Annotated in this window: 10 protein-coding genes; 5 read left to right on the forward strand and 5 right to left on the reverse strand. The window is 67.0% G+C overall.

From position 1 onward, the window contains the following. Positions 1-47 precede the first annotated feature (47 nt). Positions 48-3,014: a bifunctional [glutamine synthetase] adenylyltransferase/[glutamine synthetase]-adenylyl-L-tyrosine phosphorylase gene (locus RBB46_RS14060; protein WP_306029638.1), complete on the forward strand. Its 2,967-nt coding sequence runs from the start codon at positions 48-50 to the stop codon at positions 3,012-3,014. A gap of 61 nt (positions 3,015-3,075) precedes the next feature. Here the strand turns inward: RBB46_RS14060 and RBB46_RS14065 are convergent, their stop codons facing one another. From RBB46_RS14065 to RBB46_RS14075, 3 genes are all read right to left on the reverse strand, one after another. Next, on the reverse strand, positions 3,076-3,555 hold the full coding sequence (locus tag RBB46_RS14065; protein WP_306029639.1) for an SRPBCC family protein: 480 nt from the start codon (positions 3,553-3,555) through the stop codon (positions 3,076-3,078). Next, positions 3,545-3,892, reverse strand: coding sequence for a helix-turn-helix transcriptional regulator (locus tag RBB46_RS14070; RefSeq protein WP_306029640.1), 348 nt, complete (start codon positions 3,890-3,892; stop codon positions 3,545-3,547). The genes RBB46_RS14065 and RBB46_RS14070 overlap by 11 nt, the downstream gene beginning before the upstream one ends. Positions 3,893-4,359: 467 nt before the next feature. Then, positions 4,360-6,729 carry a PAS domain-containing sensor histidine kinase gene (locus RBB46_RS14075; RefSeq protein ID WP_306029757.1) on the reverse strand — a complete coding sequence of 790 codons (2,370 nt, stop codon included), beginning with the start codon at positions 6,727-6,729 and terminating at the stop codon, positions 4,360-4,362. Position 6,730: 1 nt separating this feature from the next. Between RBB46_RS14075 and RBB46_RS14080 the strand changes: the two genes are divergently transcribed. Beyond that, positions 6,731-6,910: a hypothetical protein gene (locus tag RBB46_RS14080; RefSeq protein WP_306029641.1), complete on the forward strand. Its 180-nt coding sequence runs from the start codon at positions 6,731-6,733 to the stop codon at positions 6,908-6,910. A 75-nt stretch (positions 6,911-6,985) separates the two neighbouring features. Here the strand turns inward: RBB46_RS14080 and pepN are convergent, their stop codons facing one another. Both pepN and RBB46_RS14090 read right to left on the reverse strand, forming a co-directional pair. Further along, positions 6,986-9,631 (reverse strand): aminopeptidase N, encoded by a 2,646-nt coding sequence (gene pepN, locus RBB46_RS14085; protein WP_306029642.1) that lies wholly within the window; start codon positions 9,629-9,631, stop codon positions 6,986-6,988. 121 nt (positions 9,632-9,752) lie between these two features. After that, positions 9,753-10,580 (reverse strand): alpha/beta hydrolase, encoded by an 828-nt coding sequence (locus tag RBB46_RS14090; RefSeq protein ID WP_306029643.1) that lies wholly within the window; start codon positions 10,578-10,580, stop codon positions 9,753-9,755. A gap of 356 nt (positions 10,581-10,936) precedes the next feature. Here RBB46_RS14090 and RBB46_RS14095 point away from each other — a divergent pair, with 356 nt between their 5' ends. The 3 genes from RBB46_RS14095 (at position 10,937) to RBB46_RS14105 (ending at position 16,817) form a co-directional block, all read left to right on the forward strand. Beyond that, positions 10,937-12,808, forward strand: coding sequence for an adenylate/guanylate cyclase domain-containing protein (locus RBB46_RS14095; protein ID WP_306029644.1), 1,872 nt, complete (start codon positions 10,937-10,939; stop codon positions 12,806-12,808). A 212-nt stretch (positions 12,809-13,020) separates the two neighbouring features. After that, the gene (locus RBB46_RS14100) at positions 13,021-14,913 is read left to right on the forward strand and encodes an ABC transporter ATP-binding protein (protein WP_306029645.1); all 1,893 of its coding nucleotides are present in this window, start codon (positions 13,021-13,023) and stop codon (positions 14,911-14,913) included. Positions 14,914-14,993: 80 nt separating this feature from the next. Further along, positions 14,994-16,817: an ABC transporter substrate-binding protein gene (locus tag RBB46_RS14105; protein WP_306029758.1), complete on the forward strand. Its 1,824-nt coding sequence runs from the start codon at positions 14,994-14,996 to the stop codon at positions 16,815-16,817. Positions 16,818-16,851: the final 34 nt, after the last annotated feature.

Below are 16,851 nucleotides of genomic sequence, written 5' to 3' on the forward strand. Positions count from 1 at the left end.
CTGAAACGAAAACGCGGTGGGCAACGCCGGATATGAAGGACTGGGGGGTGAACGTGGCAGAAGGCAGCAAGACGACCGGCGGGGCCTTGCGCCTGTGCGAGGCAATCCGCATCGTGCCGCGGGCAGCCGACGGGGAGGCCGCGGCTGCGCTTCTGTCCGACCTGGCACCCGCCCTCGATACGCTGTCCGGCGACGTGGAAACACGCGAAAGGGCATCGGTCTTTCTGGCCGGGGCCCTGACCAATGCCCCCTTCCTGCGCGATCTCGCCTGTGCCGATCCCGAACGGCTTGCCGGCATCCTGACAAGCGCGCCGCAGGAGCGGGTGGACCGGCTGGTTGCCGAAGCGCGCGAGGTTGCCGGTGACGACGAGACCTCGGTGATGGCCTCCCTGCGCCGGCTGAAAAAGGACCTCGCCCTGACGCTGGCGTTGGCCGACATTGCCGGGGCGCTGGATCTCGACGCGGTGACGGGCAGCCTCAGCCGTTTCGCGGACGCGACGCTGACGGCGGCGATCCGCTTCTGTCTGCGCGACCTGGCGCGGCGCGGGAAGTTCGCCATCACGGACGAGGCGGCGCCGGAGCGTGATTGCGGCTTCGTCATCCTCGCCATGGGCAAATACGGCGCCTTCGAGCTGAACTACTCCTCCGACATCGACCTGATCGTGCTGTATGAGCCGGAACACGCGCCGGTGACGGGGGGCGCCGAGGCGCCGGTGGAATTCGTCCGCCTGACCAAGCGGCTGGTCAAGATCATGGGCGACCGGACGGCGGACGGCTATGTGTTCCGCACCGACCTGCGCCTGCGCCCCGATCCCGGCGCGACGCCGCTTGCCATGTCGATCCCGGCGGCGCTCGTCTACTATGAAAGCCTGGGCCAGAACTGGGAGCGCGCCGCCCTGATCAAGGCGCGGGCCTGCGCCGGCGACATTCCCTGCGGCGAGCGTTTCCTGAAGGAGATCGTGCCCTTCATCTGGCGCAAGTATCTCGACTATGCCTCGATCGCCGACGTGCATTCGATCAAGCGCCAGATCCACGTTCACAAGGGGCACGGCGAGATCGCGGTCGCCGGCCACAACGTCAAGCTCGGGCGTGGCGGCATCCGCGAGGTGGAGTTCTTCGCCCAGACCCAGCAGCTGATCGCCGGAGGGCGCATCACCGAGTTGCGCGGGCGCCGGACGCTGGAAACGCTGGCAACGCTCGCAGAGCTGAACTGGATCGCCGCCGACGCGCGCGACGAACTCACCGAGGCCTATCGCTTCCTGCGCTGCGTCGAGCACCGCATCCAGATGGTCAATGACGAGCAGACCCACATCCTGCCGGCCGAGGAGGAGGCGCGCGCGCGCGTCTCGCGGCTGATGGGTTATGACGAGATGGACCCGTTCGAGAGCGATCTGCGGACCCGCTTCCGCACCGTGCAGAAGCACTATTCGGCCCTGTTCGAGAACGAGCCGGAGCTTGCCTCCGATCTCGGTAATCTGGTTTTCACCGGCGATGACGACGACCCCGAGACGCTGGAAACCCTGTCAGGGCTCGGTTACCAGCGGCCGAAGGAAGCCTGCAAGATCATCCGTGCCTGGCATTTCGGCCGTTATCCGGCGGTGCGCTCCTCCAAGGCGCGCGAGAGGCTGACGGAGCTGCATCCGGTGCTCGTCGCGGCCCTTGCCAGCACCGACAATGCCGACCAGGCGCTGCTCGCCTTCGACGGCTTCCTGTCGAAACTGCCTGCCGGCGTGCAGCTGTTCTCGCTGCTGCGCTCCAACCCGCAATTGCTGCGCCTGCTGGCGACGGTGATGGGCGCCGCGCCACGCATGGGCGAGGTGGTGTCGAAGCGGGTGCATGTGCTCGACGCGGTGATGGACCCGGCCTTTTTCGGCGCGATGCCGACCTCCGCGGAATTCCGCGCCGGGCTTGCCCGCACCCTCGATCTCGCCCGCTTCTACGAGGACGCGCTCGACCGGGCGCGCATCTTCGCGCAGGAACAGCAATTCCTGATCGGCATGCGGCTGCTCTCCGACACGCTGACGGCGCATCAGGTCGGCGAGGCGCTGGCGCGGCTCGCCGAGAGCATCATCGCCGGGCTGATGCCCTTCGTCATGAACCACGTGGCGGAGAACCACGGTCGGCTCAACGGGGCCGACTGGGCGGTGCTGGCGATGGGCAAGCTTGGCGGACGCGAGATGACCGCGTCCTCCGATCTCGACCTCATCCTGCTCTACGAGCACGACGAGGACGTGGAGGAGACCGACGGCAAGCGACCGCTGGCGCCGAGCCAGTATTTCATCCGCCTGACCCAGCGCCTCGTTTCAGCGCTCTCCGCGCCGACGGCGGAAGGCCGGCTCTACGAGGTCGATTTCCGGCTGCGCCCCTCCGGCAATGCCGGTCCGCTGGCGACGCGGCTGTCTTCCTTCGAGGCCTATCAGGTGAGCGAGGCCTGGACCTGGGAGCATATGGCCCTGACCCGGGCGCGGGTGATCGCCAGTTCGGGCGCCGCCTTCAAGGAACGCATCGAGACGCATATCGGCGAGACGCTGGCGCGGCCCCGCGAGGCGGGAAAAATCGCCGCCGAGGTCGCAACGATGCGCGCGCGGATCGAGGCGGAGAAGGGCACCAAGGATATCTGGGACCTGAAACAGGTGGCCGGCGGACTGGTCGATATCGAGTTCATCGCCCAGTTCCTGCAACTGGCGCATGCGGCGGAGCGGCCGGAGATCCTGTCGCAGACGACGGAGACGGCGCTCGAGCGTTGCCGCGATGCGGGATACCTTGCCGCCGGCGATGCCGAGGTGCTGATCCCCGCCATCCGCCTTTATCATGCGCTCACCCAGGTGCAGCGACTGACCCTTGAAGGAGCCTTCAAGGTCGACACGGTGCCACGGGGCGTGAAGGAGCTTCTGGTGCATGCCGGAGAGGCGCCGGACTTCGCCTATCTGGAACACTCGATGGCCGAGTGCCAGCAGCGGGTCCGCGCCATCTTCGAGCGCCTGGTGGGCAAGGTCGAGATTCCGGCGGGCTAGGGCGGGCTCCCATGAACGAGGAGCGTCCTGCGTCCGCCGGAACGCCTCACAGGGCGCCGCTTCAGGACCTGTTCAGGCCGAGCGCATAGGCATCGAGCTGATCGACCACCGTGCCCCAGCCGTCGTAAAAGCCCATGTCCTCATGCGTCTTGCGCGAATCCGTCGAGCGGTGGCGGGCGATCGCGGTGTACTTGGTGCCGCCGCCTGGTGCGTCCTCCAGCAGCAGGATCGCCGTCATGAACGGGTCCGGCGCCGGCTTCCAGCCCTCGCTATAGGTGTCGGTGAAGACCAGCTTCTTCTCGGGCACGATTTCGAGAAAGACGCCGTTGTTGGCCATCTCGTTGCCTTCGACCTCGAAGGTCGAGTTGAAGCGGCCACCGACCTTCAAGTCGATTTCGCAGGCCGTCACCTTGTGCGGCTTCGGCACGAAGAAGTGCTTGATATGCTCGGGCGTGGTCCAGCATTCCCAGACGAGCGCACGCGGCGCCTTCAGGACGCGCTCGAGAACGAGGTCTGTTTCCGGATCAAGGTCAGGTTTCATCGGATCTCTCTTTTGCAAGGTTCTCGACATAGTCGTCGAACCGGTCCAGTCGTGATTCCCAGACAGCATGCTGCTCTGCCAGCCAGTGCTCGAGCGGCTTGATGCCGCCCGCCGCGAGCCGGCAATACCGCACCCGCCCCTTCTTCGCCGTTTCGATCAGGCCGGCCTTTTCCAGCCTGGCGATGTGACCCATGAAGGATGGCAGGGCCATGGCATGGGATGCGGCCAGCTCACCCACCGACGCCGGCCCGCGCGCCAGCCGGGCAACGATCGCCCGGCGGGTCTCGTCGCTCAGTGCCGCGAAAAGCAGGTTCAGGTCCGGATCATGCTTAGCCATGCGCCTAACTATTATGAGGCGATGACGGTGTCAATAAAAACTTAGGAGATGAGCTAAGTGACGTGAGGAGGGGGCCGGGTGATGTTTGTGAGAGGCGGGATCTGGACGCCGTCACGGGATCCGCCGGGCGCGGGCGATGCCTCATACGCAGGCTGTCACCCCGGCCGGAGCGCAGCGCAGAGCGGGGGCTATTCGTTTCCAGAGCGGTGGCGATGAGGTCGGGGCGGTTGCGCTGCGGTCCCGCCGCGACCTCCGGCGCTTGTCACGGCCGCCGGGGTTGCCAATGGATCCCGGGTCGCGGCTGCGCCTTGCCCGGGATGGCGCACAAGAGGGGGCAAGGATCTGCGTATCAACTCCAACGCGCAGGAGGGCGCACTCGGGCCGCAATACCGCGTTTGCGGGGCACGGGATGACGAGCCGGGGACGGAGGCCATTGGCCCCAGGTCGCTGTGAGACCGCCATCGGCCTCAGGCGGCGGTGACGCTCCTGGCGTCGTCCGATGCGACGGCGACCGGCATGGCCACGGTGACCGTGGTGCCCTTGCCGACGGCCGAGCGGATCTCCATCGTGCCGCCATGCAGCTTGACCAGCGACTGGGCAATGGCAAGGCCGAGACCGGAGCCCTTGTGCGTCTTGGTGAACTGGTTCTCCACCTGGACGAAAGGCTTGGCGAGGCGGGCGATGTCGCTGTCCTTGATGCCGATGCCGGTGTCCGAGATGGCGATGGTCACGCCGTCCTGGCCCCCGGGGCCGGCCCGCGTCGCGGCCAGCGTCACCGATCCCCCGTCCGGCGTGAACTTGACGGCGTTGGCGAGCAGGTTGAGCAGCACCTGCTTCATGGCACGGCGGTCGGCCGACAGCGTCAGCGCCTCTTCCGTTTCGCAGGTGACGGAGATCGCCTTCTCCGCGGCGGCGGCGGAGATGATGCGGGTCACGTCGGTGACGATGGCGCACAGGTCGACGGTCTCGCGCTTCAGCTCCATGCGCCCGGCCTCGATCTTCGACATGTCGAGAATGTCGTTGATGACGTTGAGCAGGTAGCGGCCGCTGTCGTGAATGTCGGTGCAGTATTCCTGGTACTTGTCCGAGCCGAGCGGGCCGAACATGCCCTGGTCCATGATCTCCGAGAAGCCGATGATGGCGTTGAGCGGCGTGCGCAACTCGTGCGAGATGTTGGCGAGGAACTCGGATTTCGCCTGGTTGGCTTCCTCGGCCTTGGTCTTTTCCTGCGAGTACTTCTCGGCGAGCTCGACAAGCTGCTGCGCCTGCACTTCGAGCTTCTGGCGCGACTGGCGCAGGTCGGCGACGGTGGCCATCAGCCGTCGCTCGCTCTCCATCAGCTTTTCCTCGTGGCGCTTCAGCGCCGTGATGTCGGTGCCGACCGAGACGAAGCCGCCATCCTTGGTGCGTCGCTCGGAAATCTGCAGCCAGCGGCCGTCGGCAAGCTGCGCCTCGTAGGATGACGAGGGGTCGGACGCATCGCTGCCGATGGTCGGGCTTGCCGAGACGACCGTCTGGCGCGCCGCCGACATCACCTGGGCATAGGGCGTGCCGGCCTTGATCGCCGAATTCGGCAGGCTGTGCAGCGTCTGGTAGTTGGAGTTGCACATGACGAGGCGGTTTTCCGTGTCCCACAGGACGAAGGCCTCGGAAATCGTCTCGATGGCATCTCGCAGGCGCAGGTCCGCGGTGCGGCTCTGTTCGGCCAGCTGCTTCTGCTCGGTAACGTCCATGCAGATGCCGATCAGGTGCGGCTCGGCGATGCCCGGCTCGCTCTGCACCTCGGCGCGGGCGCGCAGCCACACCCAGTCGCCATTGGCGTGGCGCATGCGGAACATGCGGTCGACGGTGGTCTCGCCGGTCTCCAGCAGGCTCTCGGCCAGCTCGTAGAGGTCGATGTCGTCGGGATGGGTCAGGGCGGAGATCTCGGCAAAGCCGAGAATGTCGTCGCGCGGCTGCAGGCCGAGCATCTCGTAGAGAGAGGCGGACCAGAAGATCCGGCCGCGCGACAGGTCCCAGTCGAACAGGCCGCAGCGGCCGCGGTCGAGCGCAAGGTCGATGCGCGCCCGTGTTGCGGCGTAGATCTGGTCGGCCTGCTCGGCGCGGGTCGCCTGGGCGAAGAAGGCGTAGATCAGCACCAGGAGCACCGAGGCGGTGCCGACGAAAAGCGTCACGTTGGCCGAAACGCTGGCGCGCCATTCGGCGAAGATCATGTCCTTCGACTGGACGAGCGCGACCATTCCGAGCCGGCCGTCGAGGTGATGGACGGTCGCATAGGCCTCGTCGTCGCCATTGGCGCCGACGGTCAGCACCCCGGCGCGGGCGCCGAAGACGGTCAGAGGCTGGCCGGCGCCAAGCAGGTCGGTGAGCGGCTGCCCCTCGAGATCGGACCGGATCGGCGCGGTGGCGACGATGTTGCCGTCAGCGTCCGCGACATAGATGCGGCGCGCGTCGCCGGTTGCCCGCGGCGGCAGGCTGTCGGCAAGGGCGGCCTGGAGCGCCGTGCGGAAGCCTTGGTCGGGCAGGCCTTCCTCGGCGCCGGAAAGACGGGCGGCGAGGGTGGTGGCGATCATCGTCAGGTCGTCGCGGGCACGCTGGTCGGTCTCGTCGTGCTCGTAGGACATGGTCAGTCCGCGATACGTGGCGAGCGTGGCGATGAAGACGATGCAAAGGATCGGGATGGCGCGACGGAAGAAGGGTTCCGCGGTGAGCAGGCGCTGGTAGGCGGGCTGCGCCAGCAGGCGGATGTGGCCCGTCAGTGACTGTGAGTCACGTTGTTTTCTGAGTAAGTCCGCGAATCGACGCGCGGACGCTGCCCCTGCAAAGGAACGCGCCATCATGATGGCTCCCGATGTGTCGATTTTGCCGCAAACTGAACGCAACCGGCGCTCGAATCAACTTCATTTGAATCGCATTCGCGAGATTTGTCCAGAGTCCGCCAAGAAAAATATAGTTAATGAAAGCTTAATGAAAGTGGCGCTACGCACAACTCTTGCGAGTCCTCTGCCGCCGGCATGAGCGTGCCACCCGCAACAAGGGTGCAAGCCTCGTGCGGATGGCGGAAGGGTCTTCAGAAAACGGGAGTTTTGCGCGCTATTGCAGGCAGCGGTCGACGATATCGCGCATGTCGGCCGAGAGCCCGTCGTCGGAGGCGAGGCGGCGCAGGGCCGCCTCGGCATGCCCGCGACGCTCCGGTTCGAGCGCCCGCCAGGAGCGGAAAGCCGACAGGAGGCGGGCGGCGGCCTGCGGATTTCGCCGGTCGAGCTCGCGTGCAAAGTCGGCAACATAGTCGAGCCCGGCGCCGTCGGCGCGGTTGAACTGGCTCTGGTTGCCGGTCGCGAATGCGCCGATCAGGGCCCGCACGCGGTTCGGATTGCCGGCGGAGAAGGCCGGATGGCGGGTGAGCGCGCGCACCTTGTCGAGCGTTTCGTCCCGCGCCGCGGTGGCCTGCACCATGAACCACTTGTCCATCGCAAGCGGGTTTGCCTTGTGGCGCGCCGCGAAGGAGACGAGCGCGTCCTCGTGGCCGGGCAGGGCGGCGTGGACAAGCACGTTGAGCGCTGCGAGGCGGTCGGTCATGTTGTCCGCCTGCTCGAAATGCGCCCGCACCAGCGCACCGTCGGCACCGGCCGCGCCATGGCCGATATAGTCGAGCAGGACATTGCGCAGCGAACGGCGCCCGGCAGCTGCGGCTTCGGGCGAGAACGCTCCGTCGCCGGCAAGGCGCGCGTACTCGGCGGTGATTGTCGGCGCCATCCTGTCGGAGATGGCACTGCGCACGGCGGCGCGCGCGGCGCGGATCGCCTCCGGATCGATGTCGTGCCCGATCTCGCGGGCGATGTCGGCTTCGCCCGGCAACTGCAGGCACAGTGCCCGGAAGGCGTGTTCCAGCGTGGTATCGACGGTGTTTGCCTCGATCGCCGCGACAAGCGCGTCGGGAACGTTCACCGGTTGCTGGCGCGCGACGCAGGCACTCGCCGCGATCAGCGTATTCATCAGCACGCCCTGCAATGACGCCCAGCGGTTGAACGGGTCGCTGTCGTTCGCCGCCAGGAACAGAAGGTCGTCGTCGGCAAGGTCGCTCTTCAGCGAGACTGGTGCGGAGAAACCGCGCAGGATCGAGGGTACGGGGCGTTCGGCGATGCCGGTGAAGGTGATCGTCTGCGAGGCCTCGCGCAGATGGATGATGTCGCCGGTGGTCTCGGCGCCCGTGACGGAGGCCGGGTGAAGCTCGCGTCCGTCCCGCCCCATCAGCGCGACGCGCACGGGAATGTGCATCGGCTGCTTGTCGGCCTGTTTGGGTGTTGGCGGCACCTGCTGGCGCAGCGTCAGGGTGAAGCGGCCGGCTTCCTTCTCGTAGCGGCTCTCGGCGCGTATCACGGGCGTGCCGGCCTGCTCGTACCACAGCGCGAATTGCGCAAGGTCGACGCCGCCGGCCTCCTGGAAGCAGGCCAGGAAGGCCTCGATGGTGGTCGCCTCGCCGTCATGGCGGTCGAAATAAAGGTCCATGCCGGCCCGGAAGGCAGTCTCGCCGAGCAGGCATTTCAGCATCCGCACGACTTCCGAGCCCTTCTCGTAGACGGTGGCCGTGTAGAAGTTGTTGATCTCGTGATAGAGGCGCGGGCGCACCGGATGGGCGAGCGGGCCGGCGTCCTCCGGGAACTGGTGCGACTTGAGCAGGCGCACGTCGGCGATGCGCTTGACCGCGCGCGAGCGCTGGTCGGCGGAAAACTCCTGGTCGCGGAAGACCGTGAGGCCCTCCTTCAGGCAGAGCTGGAACCAGTCCCGGCAGGTGATGCGGTTTCCGGTCCAGTTGTGGAAATATTCATGCGCGATCACCGTCTCGATGCCGGCATAGTCCTGGTCGGTGGCGGTGTCCGGTTCGGCCAGGACGTATTTGTCGTTGAAGATGTTGAGGCCCTTGTTCTCCATCGCGCCCATGTTGAAGTCGGAGACGGCGACGATGTTGAACACGTCAAGGTCATAGGCCCGCCCGAACACCTCCTCGTCCCAGCGCATGGAGCGCTTCAGGCTGTCCATCGCCCAGTCGCAGGCGCCCTCGTTGCCATGCTCGACATAGATGTTGAGGGCGACGTCCCGGCCTTCGCTGGTGGTGAAGGTGTCGCTCACCCGGGCAAGATCCCCGGCGACCATCGCGAACAGGTAGCTCGGCTTGGGATGCGGATCGTGCCAGATCGCATAGTGGCGGTCGGTGCCGGGCACATCGCCCTGTGCGACCGGATTGCCGTTGCCGAGCAGCACGGGGGCATCGTTTTTGCGCGCCTCGATGCGGGTTGTGTAGACCGACAGGCAGTCGGGCCGGTCGAGGAAATAGGTGATCCGGCGAAAGCCCTCCGCCTCGCACTGGGTGCAGTAGGTGCCGTTGGAGCGATAAAGGCCCATCAGCTTGGTATTGGCGTCGGGATCGAGCTCGGTCTCCATCTCCAGCGTGAAGGGGCCGGCCGGCGGCGACGGGATTTCCAGCCGGTCCGGCGATACCCGGATCGCGTCTTCCGCCAGTACCCGGCCATCGAGCGACAGTGCCAAGAGCTTCAGCTCGTCCCCGTCGAGCACCAGGGGCGTGCCCGCCGCCGTTCCTTCCGCCGGGGTGACGGCCAGCTTCGCCCGCACCCTGGTTGCCTGCGGCGCGAGGCGAATGTCGAGATGCACGCTGGCGATCTCGTAGGCGGGCGGCCGGTAGTCCTCGAGGCGGACGGGGGCGGGTGTCTCTGGGCGCATGGATGCTCCTTCCTGCGGCGGATATGTGCTTGCGGACGTTGCCGAGTGCCGACAATTCGACAGGGAAACCGGCGCAGCCGCATTGATACGGGTCATGTCCGCCCGGCGGGGCGGCTGGCGATCAGCAGACCGTGCGGGCCATCGAGACGAAAGCCGCGGTCAGGTCGCTGGCCGGATCGGCGAGGGGCGCGACCACGGTGAAATGGTTGTCCTTGCCGCGAATGTCGAGTTCCGTGGCAACGCCGCCACGTCCCCAGGCATCGGCGATGACCCTGGACTGGCGGATGTATTCGGAGGATTCGCCCCCGCCGACCGCGGCGATGAGACGGGTTCCCATGGGTGCGGCCAGCGCCACCGGCGAAACCTCGATGGCATCCTTGCGGTCGAGGCGGAGGTTCACGTTGACCGAGGTGTCGATCAGTGGCTGCAGGTCGAAGATGCCCGAGATGGCAAGCCCGGCGGGCACGAGGCGGGGCGGCAGGCCGCGGCTGCCCCAGTCGGTGGCGAGCAGGGCGGCGGTCAGCTGGCCGCCGGCTGAGTGACCGTAGGCGACGACCGGCTTGCGGTAGCGTTCCCACAGATGCCCCGCCAGCCGGCGGATTTCCTCGACGATGTCGGCCACCCGTACCTGCGGGCAGAGCGAATAGTTGGCCACCGCCACCGGCAGGCCATGCGCGTTCGGACCGCGCGCCATGTGGGAAAAGAACGAGCGGTCCAGCGCCTGCCAGTAGCCGCCATGCAGGAACAGCGCGATCGGACCCGTCGCCGGCATTCCGCCGGCCGGCAGAAACAGGTCGTATTGCGTCCGTTCGCCAAGCTCGTAGGCAATGCCGGTCTGGCAAGCGGCGGTGTCGCGATAGGCGGCCGCATCGCGCGCCCAGCCTTCGATGATCGCCGGGTGCTCGGGCACCCGCGCCCGGTTGTTGTATTCGGCCTCGTAGTCGATCACCCGTCTGTGCTCCCCTCGGCGCCCCGTTCCGGCGGGTCCGGACCCTAGCCGCTACGCGGGTTCGAGTACAGTGAGAGCAGCCCGAACGGCGCAGGTTGTGCACCGGAGCGATGCTGCCCGTCATTCCCCCGGATTTGCCGTCCCGGGGTCGCCATGGCGCCGCAATCCGGCGTATGGTGTCGCCGAGGATTGCTTCGCCGGCCGGATACCCGGCGGCAAGGGCCAAGATACGTGGCCAAGATACGTGGCCAAGATGCAGGGCCAAGATACAGGGCCGGCCGGGAAAGCCGGCATGCAGGGACGAAGGGCGACAGCCACGCATGATACGCCGGCTGAGGAAATACGGACGCGGGCGAATGCGCGGCATCTCGATGACCTGGCTGGTCGGCATCGCCTTCGGCTCGCTGGTCGGCGTGTCGATGCTGCTCGTGCTCGGCCTTGCCGTCACGGCCAACATGCGCAACACCTTTTCGCTGCTCAACGACAAGGCGGTGCTGACCACCAACGCGCTGGAGCGGCGGCTGCGCGACCATCTCGACCTGGCCTCTGGCGCCGTCGTGCAGTTGAAGGCGGTGTTCGACAACCGGTCGCTCGACCGGGCCGCCCTCGAGACGTTCCGGCCGGAGATCCTGGCCGCCGTGCACGCCAATCCGGCGCTCGATGTCCTCGTTGTAACCAGTGTCCAGGGCGACGAATACGGCGTCTACCGCTCCGCCACCGGCAAGCTCTGGCCCTTCCAGCGCCAGCAGGTGCCGGAGGAGGCGAAACGCTACATTCTTCCCAAGATCACCGCCGGCTCGCCGGCGACCTGGGGCCCGCTGGTGAAATCCGGCGAGGTGCTCTACGCCAATGTCACGGTTCCGCTGGCAACCGACGGCATCCTGAAGGGATATCTCACCGCCGCCGTCTCGATCGACGAGCTTGGCCGGACAGCGCGCCAGCTCGACGACGGTCCCTTCGCCACCGTCTTCATCATCGCCAACGGCAACGAGGTGATCGCCCATTCGGACCTCGAGGATTTCGTGAGGCCGGATGGCGAGGTTCCGAAACTGCCGCTGACGGTCGACGAACTGGGCGACAAGGCCCTGATGAGGTTGGCGACCGCACCCACGCTGGAGAATTTCGAACGTGCCAGCGCCGCGGGCGTCGAGGTGCGCGATCTGGAGAGCGACGATGGCGGCCCGGACTTCCTGTCGATGACCAAGATCATCGCCGGCTACGGGCCGGGCGTTTGGACTGTGGGACAATACTATGTCGCCTCGACCATTTCACGCGAGGTGCAGCGCCTGTTCGGTTCGGCCGTCGTCGGTCTCGTCTCCATTCTCGTCGCGCTCGGCCTGTCGGTGCTGCTGGTGCGGCGCACGGCGCGGCCGCTTTCGGAAATCTCCAGGCGGGCGCAGTTTGTCGGCGATCTCGATTTCGACCGGGTCGAGCCGTTGCCGCGCAGCCGGGTGCGCGAGCTCGACCAGGTCTACCAGGCCTTCAACGCCATGGTGATCGGGCTCAAGGCGATGAACACCTATGTGCCCCGCTCGCTGTTCCGCAAGCTGATGCGGCTCGGCGTCGACCAGGCGGCGGTGGCGAGCGAGCGTGACCTGACATTCATCTTCACCGACATTGTCGGCTTCACCTCCCTGTCGGAAAACCTGACTGCGGCCCGAACGGCGGAAGTTCTCAACGAGCATTTCGCCGTGCTCGTGGGAGCGGTCGAGGCGGAGGGCGGCACGGTCGACAAGTTCATCGGTGACGGCATGCTGGCCTTCTGGGGCGCGCCGGACGAGCGGCCCGACCATGCGATCGCGGCCGCCCGGGCCTGCCTTGCCATCGCCGCGGCCTTGCGTGAGGCGAACCGGGCCGCGCGCGCGGACGGGCGGGAGCCGATCCGCATGCGCATCGGCCTGCATTCGGGGCGCGTGGTGGTCGGCAATGTCGGGGCGCTCGACCGCTGGAACTACACGGTCGTCGGCGATGCGGTGAATGTGTGCGAGCGCCTGCAGTCCTTCGGCCGGGATGTCGCGCCGGAGGATGAGATGGTGATCCTGGCGAGCGACACGGCGATGGCCCGGATCCAGGCGCAGGCTGGCGGGCTGCTTGCTGGCTGCGCCACCCGCGTCGGTACCCACAGGCTGCGCGGGCGCAGCGAGGCGATCGCCGTCTGGCGGTTCGACGACACGGTGGCGCCCGACGAGATGGCGCCTGCGCAGGACGGCATCGAACTGGCCGGCTGAGCCGGTATCCGCAATGCTCCCGGTTTTTTTCCAGGCGCCGTCATGCTTTTGTGATGCCGGTCACATGCGCCTGCTGTAGCAGTGATATGTGCGTGTGGGGGCGTACGTCGGGGAAGGCACTTTCACGACAGGGCATGCCTCCTATAATGGCTCGAACAATCGCCGGAACGGAAAGGGCGAAAGACGAGGGCGCCAGGAGGAGGGCGAACCACGTGGATGTGTTGACGGTCGACGGCCTGAGCGTCGATTTCACGACCCAGGAGGGGCGCGCGCGGGCGGTGGACAATGTGTCCTTTTCGGTGCCGCGCAACCGCACCGTGGCCCTGGTCGGAGAATCCGGTTCGGGCAAGACGGTGATCTCGCAGACGATCATGGGCCTGCTGCCGGAAAAGGCGCAGGTGAGCGGCGGACGCGTCCTTTTCCGTGACAGCGACGAGGCCGAGCCGGTCGACATCGCCGCGCTGGACCGCAAGGGCCCGGCGCTGCGCGCCATTCGCGGCAACCGCATCGCCATCATTTTCCAGGAGCCGATGACCTCGCTCTCGCCGCTGCACACGATCGGCGACCAGATCGGCGAGGCGGCGGAACTGCATCGCGGCTGCTCGCCGGCCGAGGCGCGCGAACTGACCCGCGAGATGCTGCGCCTGGTGCGTTTTCCCGATCCGGCGCGCGCCCTGGACGCCTATGCGTTCGAACTGTCCGGCGGCCTGCGCCAGCGCGCGATGATCGCCATGGCGATGATCTGCCGCCCCTCGCTGCTCATCGCCGACGAGCCGACCACCGCGCTCGATGTCACGATCCAGGCGGAAATTCTCAAGCTGATCAAGGATGTGCAGACCGAGCTGCACATGTCCGTTCTCCTGATCACCCATGATTTCGGCGTCGTTGCCAACATGGCCGACGACGTGGTGGTGATCTATCACGGCCGTATCATGGAGCGCGGCAGCGCCGCCGACCTCTTCGCCAATCCGCAGCACGCCTATCTCAAGGCGCTGCTCAACGCGGTGCCGCGCTTCGGCATGGAGGCGGGCGAGCGCCTGGTGCCGATCCGTCCGATCGAGCCGCATGCGGAAGGCTTCCTGAAGAAGGCGAGCGGACGGCCCGCATGCGCGCCCGGCACGCCGCTGGTGACGCTGAGCGGCGTGACCAAGCGCTTCACCACCCGCAAGGGCGGAATGCTCGGCGGCAGCGCGCACACTGTGCTGGCGCTCGACGACATCAACCTGACCGTCAGGCGCGGCGAATGCCTCGGCCTGGTCGGCGAAAGCGGGTCCGGCAAGACGACGACCGCCAAGGCGGTGCTGCGCGCCATCGAGATCGACGAGGGCGGGATCCGCTACGATTGCGGCAAGGGTCCGGTCGATGTCGCGAAAATGAGCGGAGCGGACCTGCTCGACTATCGCAAGCGCGTGCAGCTGATCTTCCAGGATCCGTTTTCCTCGCTCAATCCGCGCATGACCGTGAACGAGTTGCTGTCCGAACCGCTGGTCATCCACAAGATCGGCACGCCGGAGGAGCGGGCGGAGCGGGTGCGCGAACTGATGCGCCTGGTCGGCCTCGATCCGCGCTTCCTGCGCCGCTATCCGCATTCCTTCTCCGGCGGCCAGCGCCAGCGTATCGGCATCGCCCGCGCGCTCGCGCTCAATCCCGAATTCATCCTTTGCGACGAGCCGACCTCGGCGCTCGACGTCTCGGTCCAGGCGCAGGTTCTCAACCTGCTCAAGGACCTGAAGGCGGAACTGGGACTGACCTATCTGTTCGTCAGTCACAACCTGGCCGTCGTCGATTACATCGCCGACCGGGTCGCGGTGATGTGCCGGGGGCGCGTCGTCGAAGTGGGCGCCACCCGCGACGTGGTGCAAAACCCGCTGCATCCCTATACGCAGGCCCTGCTTGCCTCCGTTCCCGAGCCCGATCTCGGCGCGCCGCTGGATTTTGCCGCACTCGATGCCGGCCGGGCATCCGAGCCCGCCGAATGGCCGGATCCCTACCGGGTGGTCGACGGTGTCCGGCCGGTGCTGGTGGAGATGGCGCCGGGTCATTTCGTCTGCGCGCCGGGACTGGCGCCGAGCCGCCCGGCCGCATCGATGGAGGCCGCGCAGTGACGGTCCTGCCCCCGAAAAGCTCTTTGCGTGCCGCCGTCCTTGTCGCGCTGGTGGCGCTGGCGGCGGTTCCGGCGGCGGCGATGACGCTCAAGGAAACGCCCTCGCTCGCCGACCGCGTCGGCGTCGACCTGCCGCCGGTGGCCGAGCGCGTGCCGCACGAGCCGCTGGTCGTCGACCTTGCCGCGCGCGGTCGCCAGATCGGCAAGCCCGGCGGCCAGATCGACACCCTGATCGGCCGCTCGCGCGATGTCCGCCTGATCAATGTCTGGGGCTATGCCCGGCTGGTCGGCTACGACGAGGAGCTCGAGCTGAGGCCCGACATCCTCAAGGACTTCATCGAGGAGGACGGCCGGGTCTTCACGCTGGTCCTGCGCAAGGGGCACAAGTGGTCCGATGGCCACCCGTTCACCTCCGAGGACATCCGCTTCTGGTACGAGGACGTCGCGCTGAATGACGAGCTGCAGCCCTCCGGCCTGCCGCAATTCATGCTGGCCGGCGGCCAGCCGCCGCTCTTCGAGGTCATCGACGAGACCACGGTCCGCTTCAGCTGGGACGAGCCCAACCCGCTGTTCAAGCCGGAACTGGCCAAGTCCCGCCCGCCCTTCATCTACCGGCCGGCGCATTACCTGAAGCAGTACCATGCCCGCTACGGCGACATGGAGAAGATCGGCAAGCTGGCGGAGGCCAAGAAGCTGAGGAGCTGGGCGGCGCTCTTCAACAAGATGGACGACATGTACGACGCCCGCAATCCGGACCTGCCGAGCCTGCAGCCCTGGGTGCGGCTCGCCGATGACAGCGAGCGTCGCTTCGTCCTGCACCGCAATCCCTACTATCACCGCGTCGACAAGGCGGGCCAGCAACTCCCCTATGTCGACAGCGTCGTGATGACGGTTGCCGACGGCAAGATCATTCCGGCCAAGACCCAGGCGGGCGAGGCGGACCTGCAGGCGCGCAACATCGGCTTTTCCGACATCACAATCCTCAAGCAGGGCGAGAAGGCGGGCCGCTTCGACACCTATCTGTGGCCGATCAGCAAGGGCTCGCAGATCTCGCTGCTGCCCAACCTGACCGTTGCCGATCCGGTCTGGCGCAAGGTGATGCAGGACACGCGCTTCCGCCATGCCCTGTCTCTGGGCATCGACCGGGTGATGATCAACAAGGTGCTTTATCTGGGCTTCGGCACCGCCGGCAACGACACGGTGCTCTCGCGCAGCCCTCTCTTCCGTCCCGAGTATCGCGACATGTATGCGGGCTTCGACCCGGACAGGGCGAACGAACTGCTCGACGAGATGGGCCTGACCGAGCGGCGCGGCGACGGCGTGCGTCTTTTGCCCGACGGGCGGCCGCTTGAGATCATCGTCGAGGCCACCGGCGAGAGCCAGGAGGAGCTCGATGCGCTCGAACTGGTCGGCGAGACCTGGCGGGAGATCGGCGTCAAGCTGTTTCCCAAGCCGAGCCAGCGCGACATCATGCGCGAGCGCGCCTTGTCCGGCCTGATGGTGATGGCCGTGTGGTCGGGGTTCGAGAACGGCATCCCGACCTCGGAAATGACGCCGGAGGACTTCGTGCCGGTGCGCGGCGACTTCCTGTCCTGGGCGCGCTGGGGCAACTGGTACGAGACCGACGGGCAGACCGGCGAGAAGCCCGAATGGGCGCCGGCGGTGCGCCTGATCGAGCTTTACGAGGCCTGGCTTGCCTCGACCTCGCACGAGGAGCGCACCGAGATCTGGCACGAGATCCTGCGCATTCATGCGCAGGAGACGATCCATATCGGGCTGGTGTCGGAGGTTCGCCAGCCGGTGGTGGTGAAGAACCTGGGCAACGTGCCGGAAGAGGGGATCTACGGCTGGGATCCCGGGGCACATTTCGGCATTCACCGGATGGATGAATTCTACAGGAAATGAGTGCGCGGCGCGGCGCGTGGGCGCTGCGCGGTGC

The organism is Stappia sp. MMSF_3263 (genome assembly GCF_030733745.1).
Classification (GTDB): domain Bacteria; phylum Pseudomonadota; class Alphaproteobacteria; order Rhizobiales; family Stappiaceae; genus Stappia.

What these genes read in the sequence shown, in the direction of transcription:
- RBB46_RS14080 (WP_306029641.1), top strand. Translation starts at nt 6,731, where the DNA reads ATGATGGCTCCCGATGTGTCGATTTTGCCGCAAACTGAACGCAACCGG.
- RBB46_RS14105 (WP_306029758.1), top strand. Translation starts at nt 14,994, where the DNA reads ATGACGCTCAAGGAAACGCCCTCGCTCGCCGACCGCGTCGGCGTCGAC.
- RBB46_RS14070 (WP_306029640.1), bottom strand. Translation starts at nt 3,892, where the DNA reads ATGGCTAAGCATGATCCGGACCTGAACCTGCTTTTCGCGGCACTGAGC.
- RBB46_RS14095 (WP_306029644.1), top strand. Translation starts at nt 10,937, where the DNA reads ATGCGCGGCATCTCGATGACCTGGCTGGTCGGCATCGCCTTCGGCTCG.
- pepN (WP_306029642.1), bottom strand. Translation starts at nt 9,631, where the DNA reads ATGCGCCCAGAGACACCCGCCCCCGTCCGCCTCGAGGACTACCGGCCG.
- RBB46_RS14065 (WP_306029639.1), bottom strand. Translation starts at nt 3,555, where the DNA reads ATGAAACCTGACCTTGATCCGGAAACAGACCTCGTTCTCGAGCGCGTC.
- RBB46_RS14075 (WP_306029757.1), bottom strand. Translation starts at nt 6,729, where the DNA reads ATGGCGCGTTCCTTTGCAGGGGCAGCGTCCGCGCGTCGATTCGCGGAC.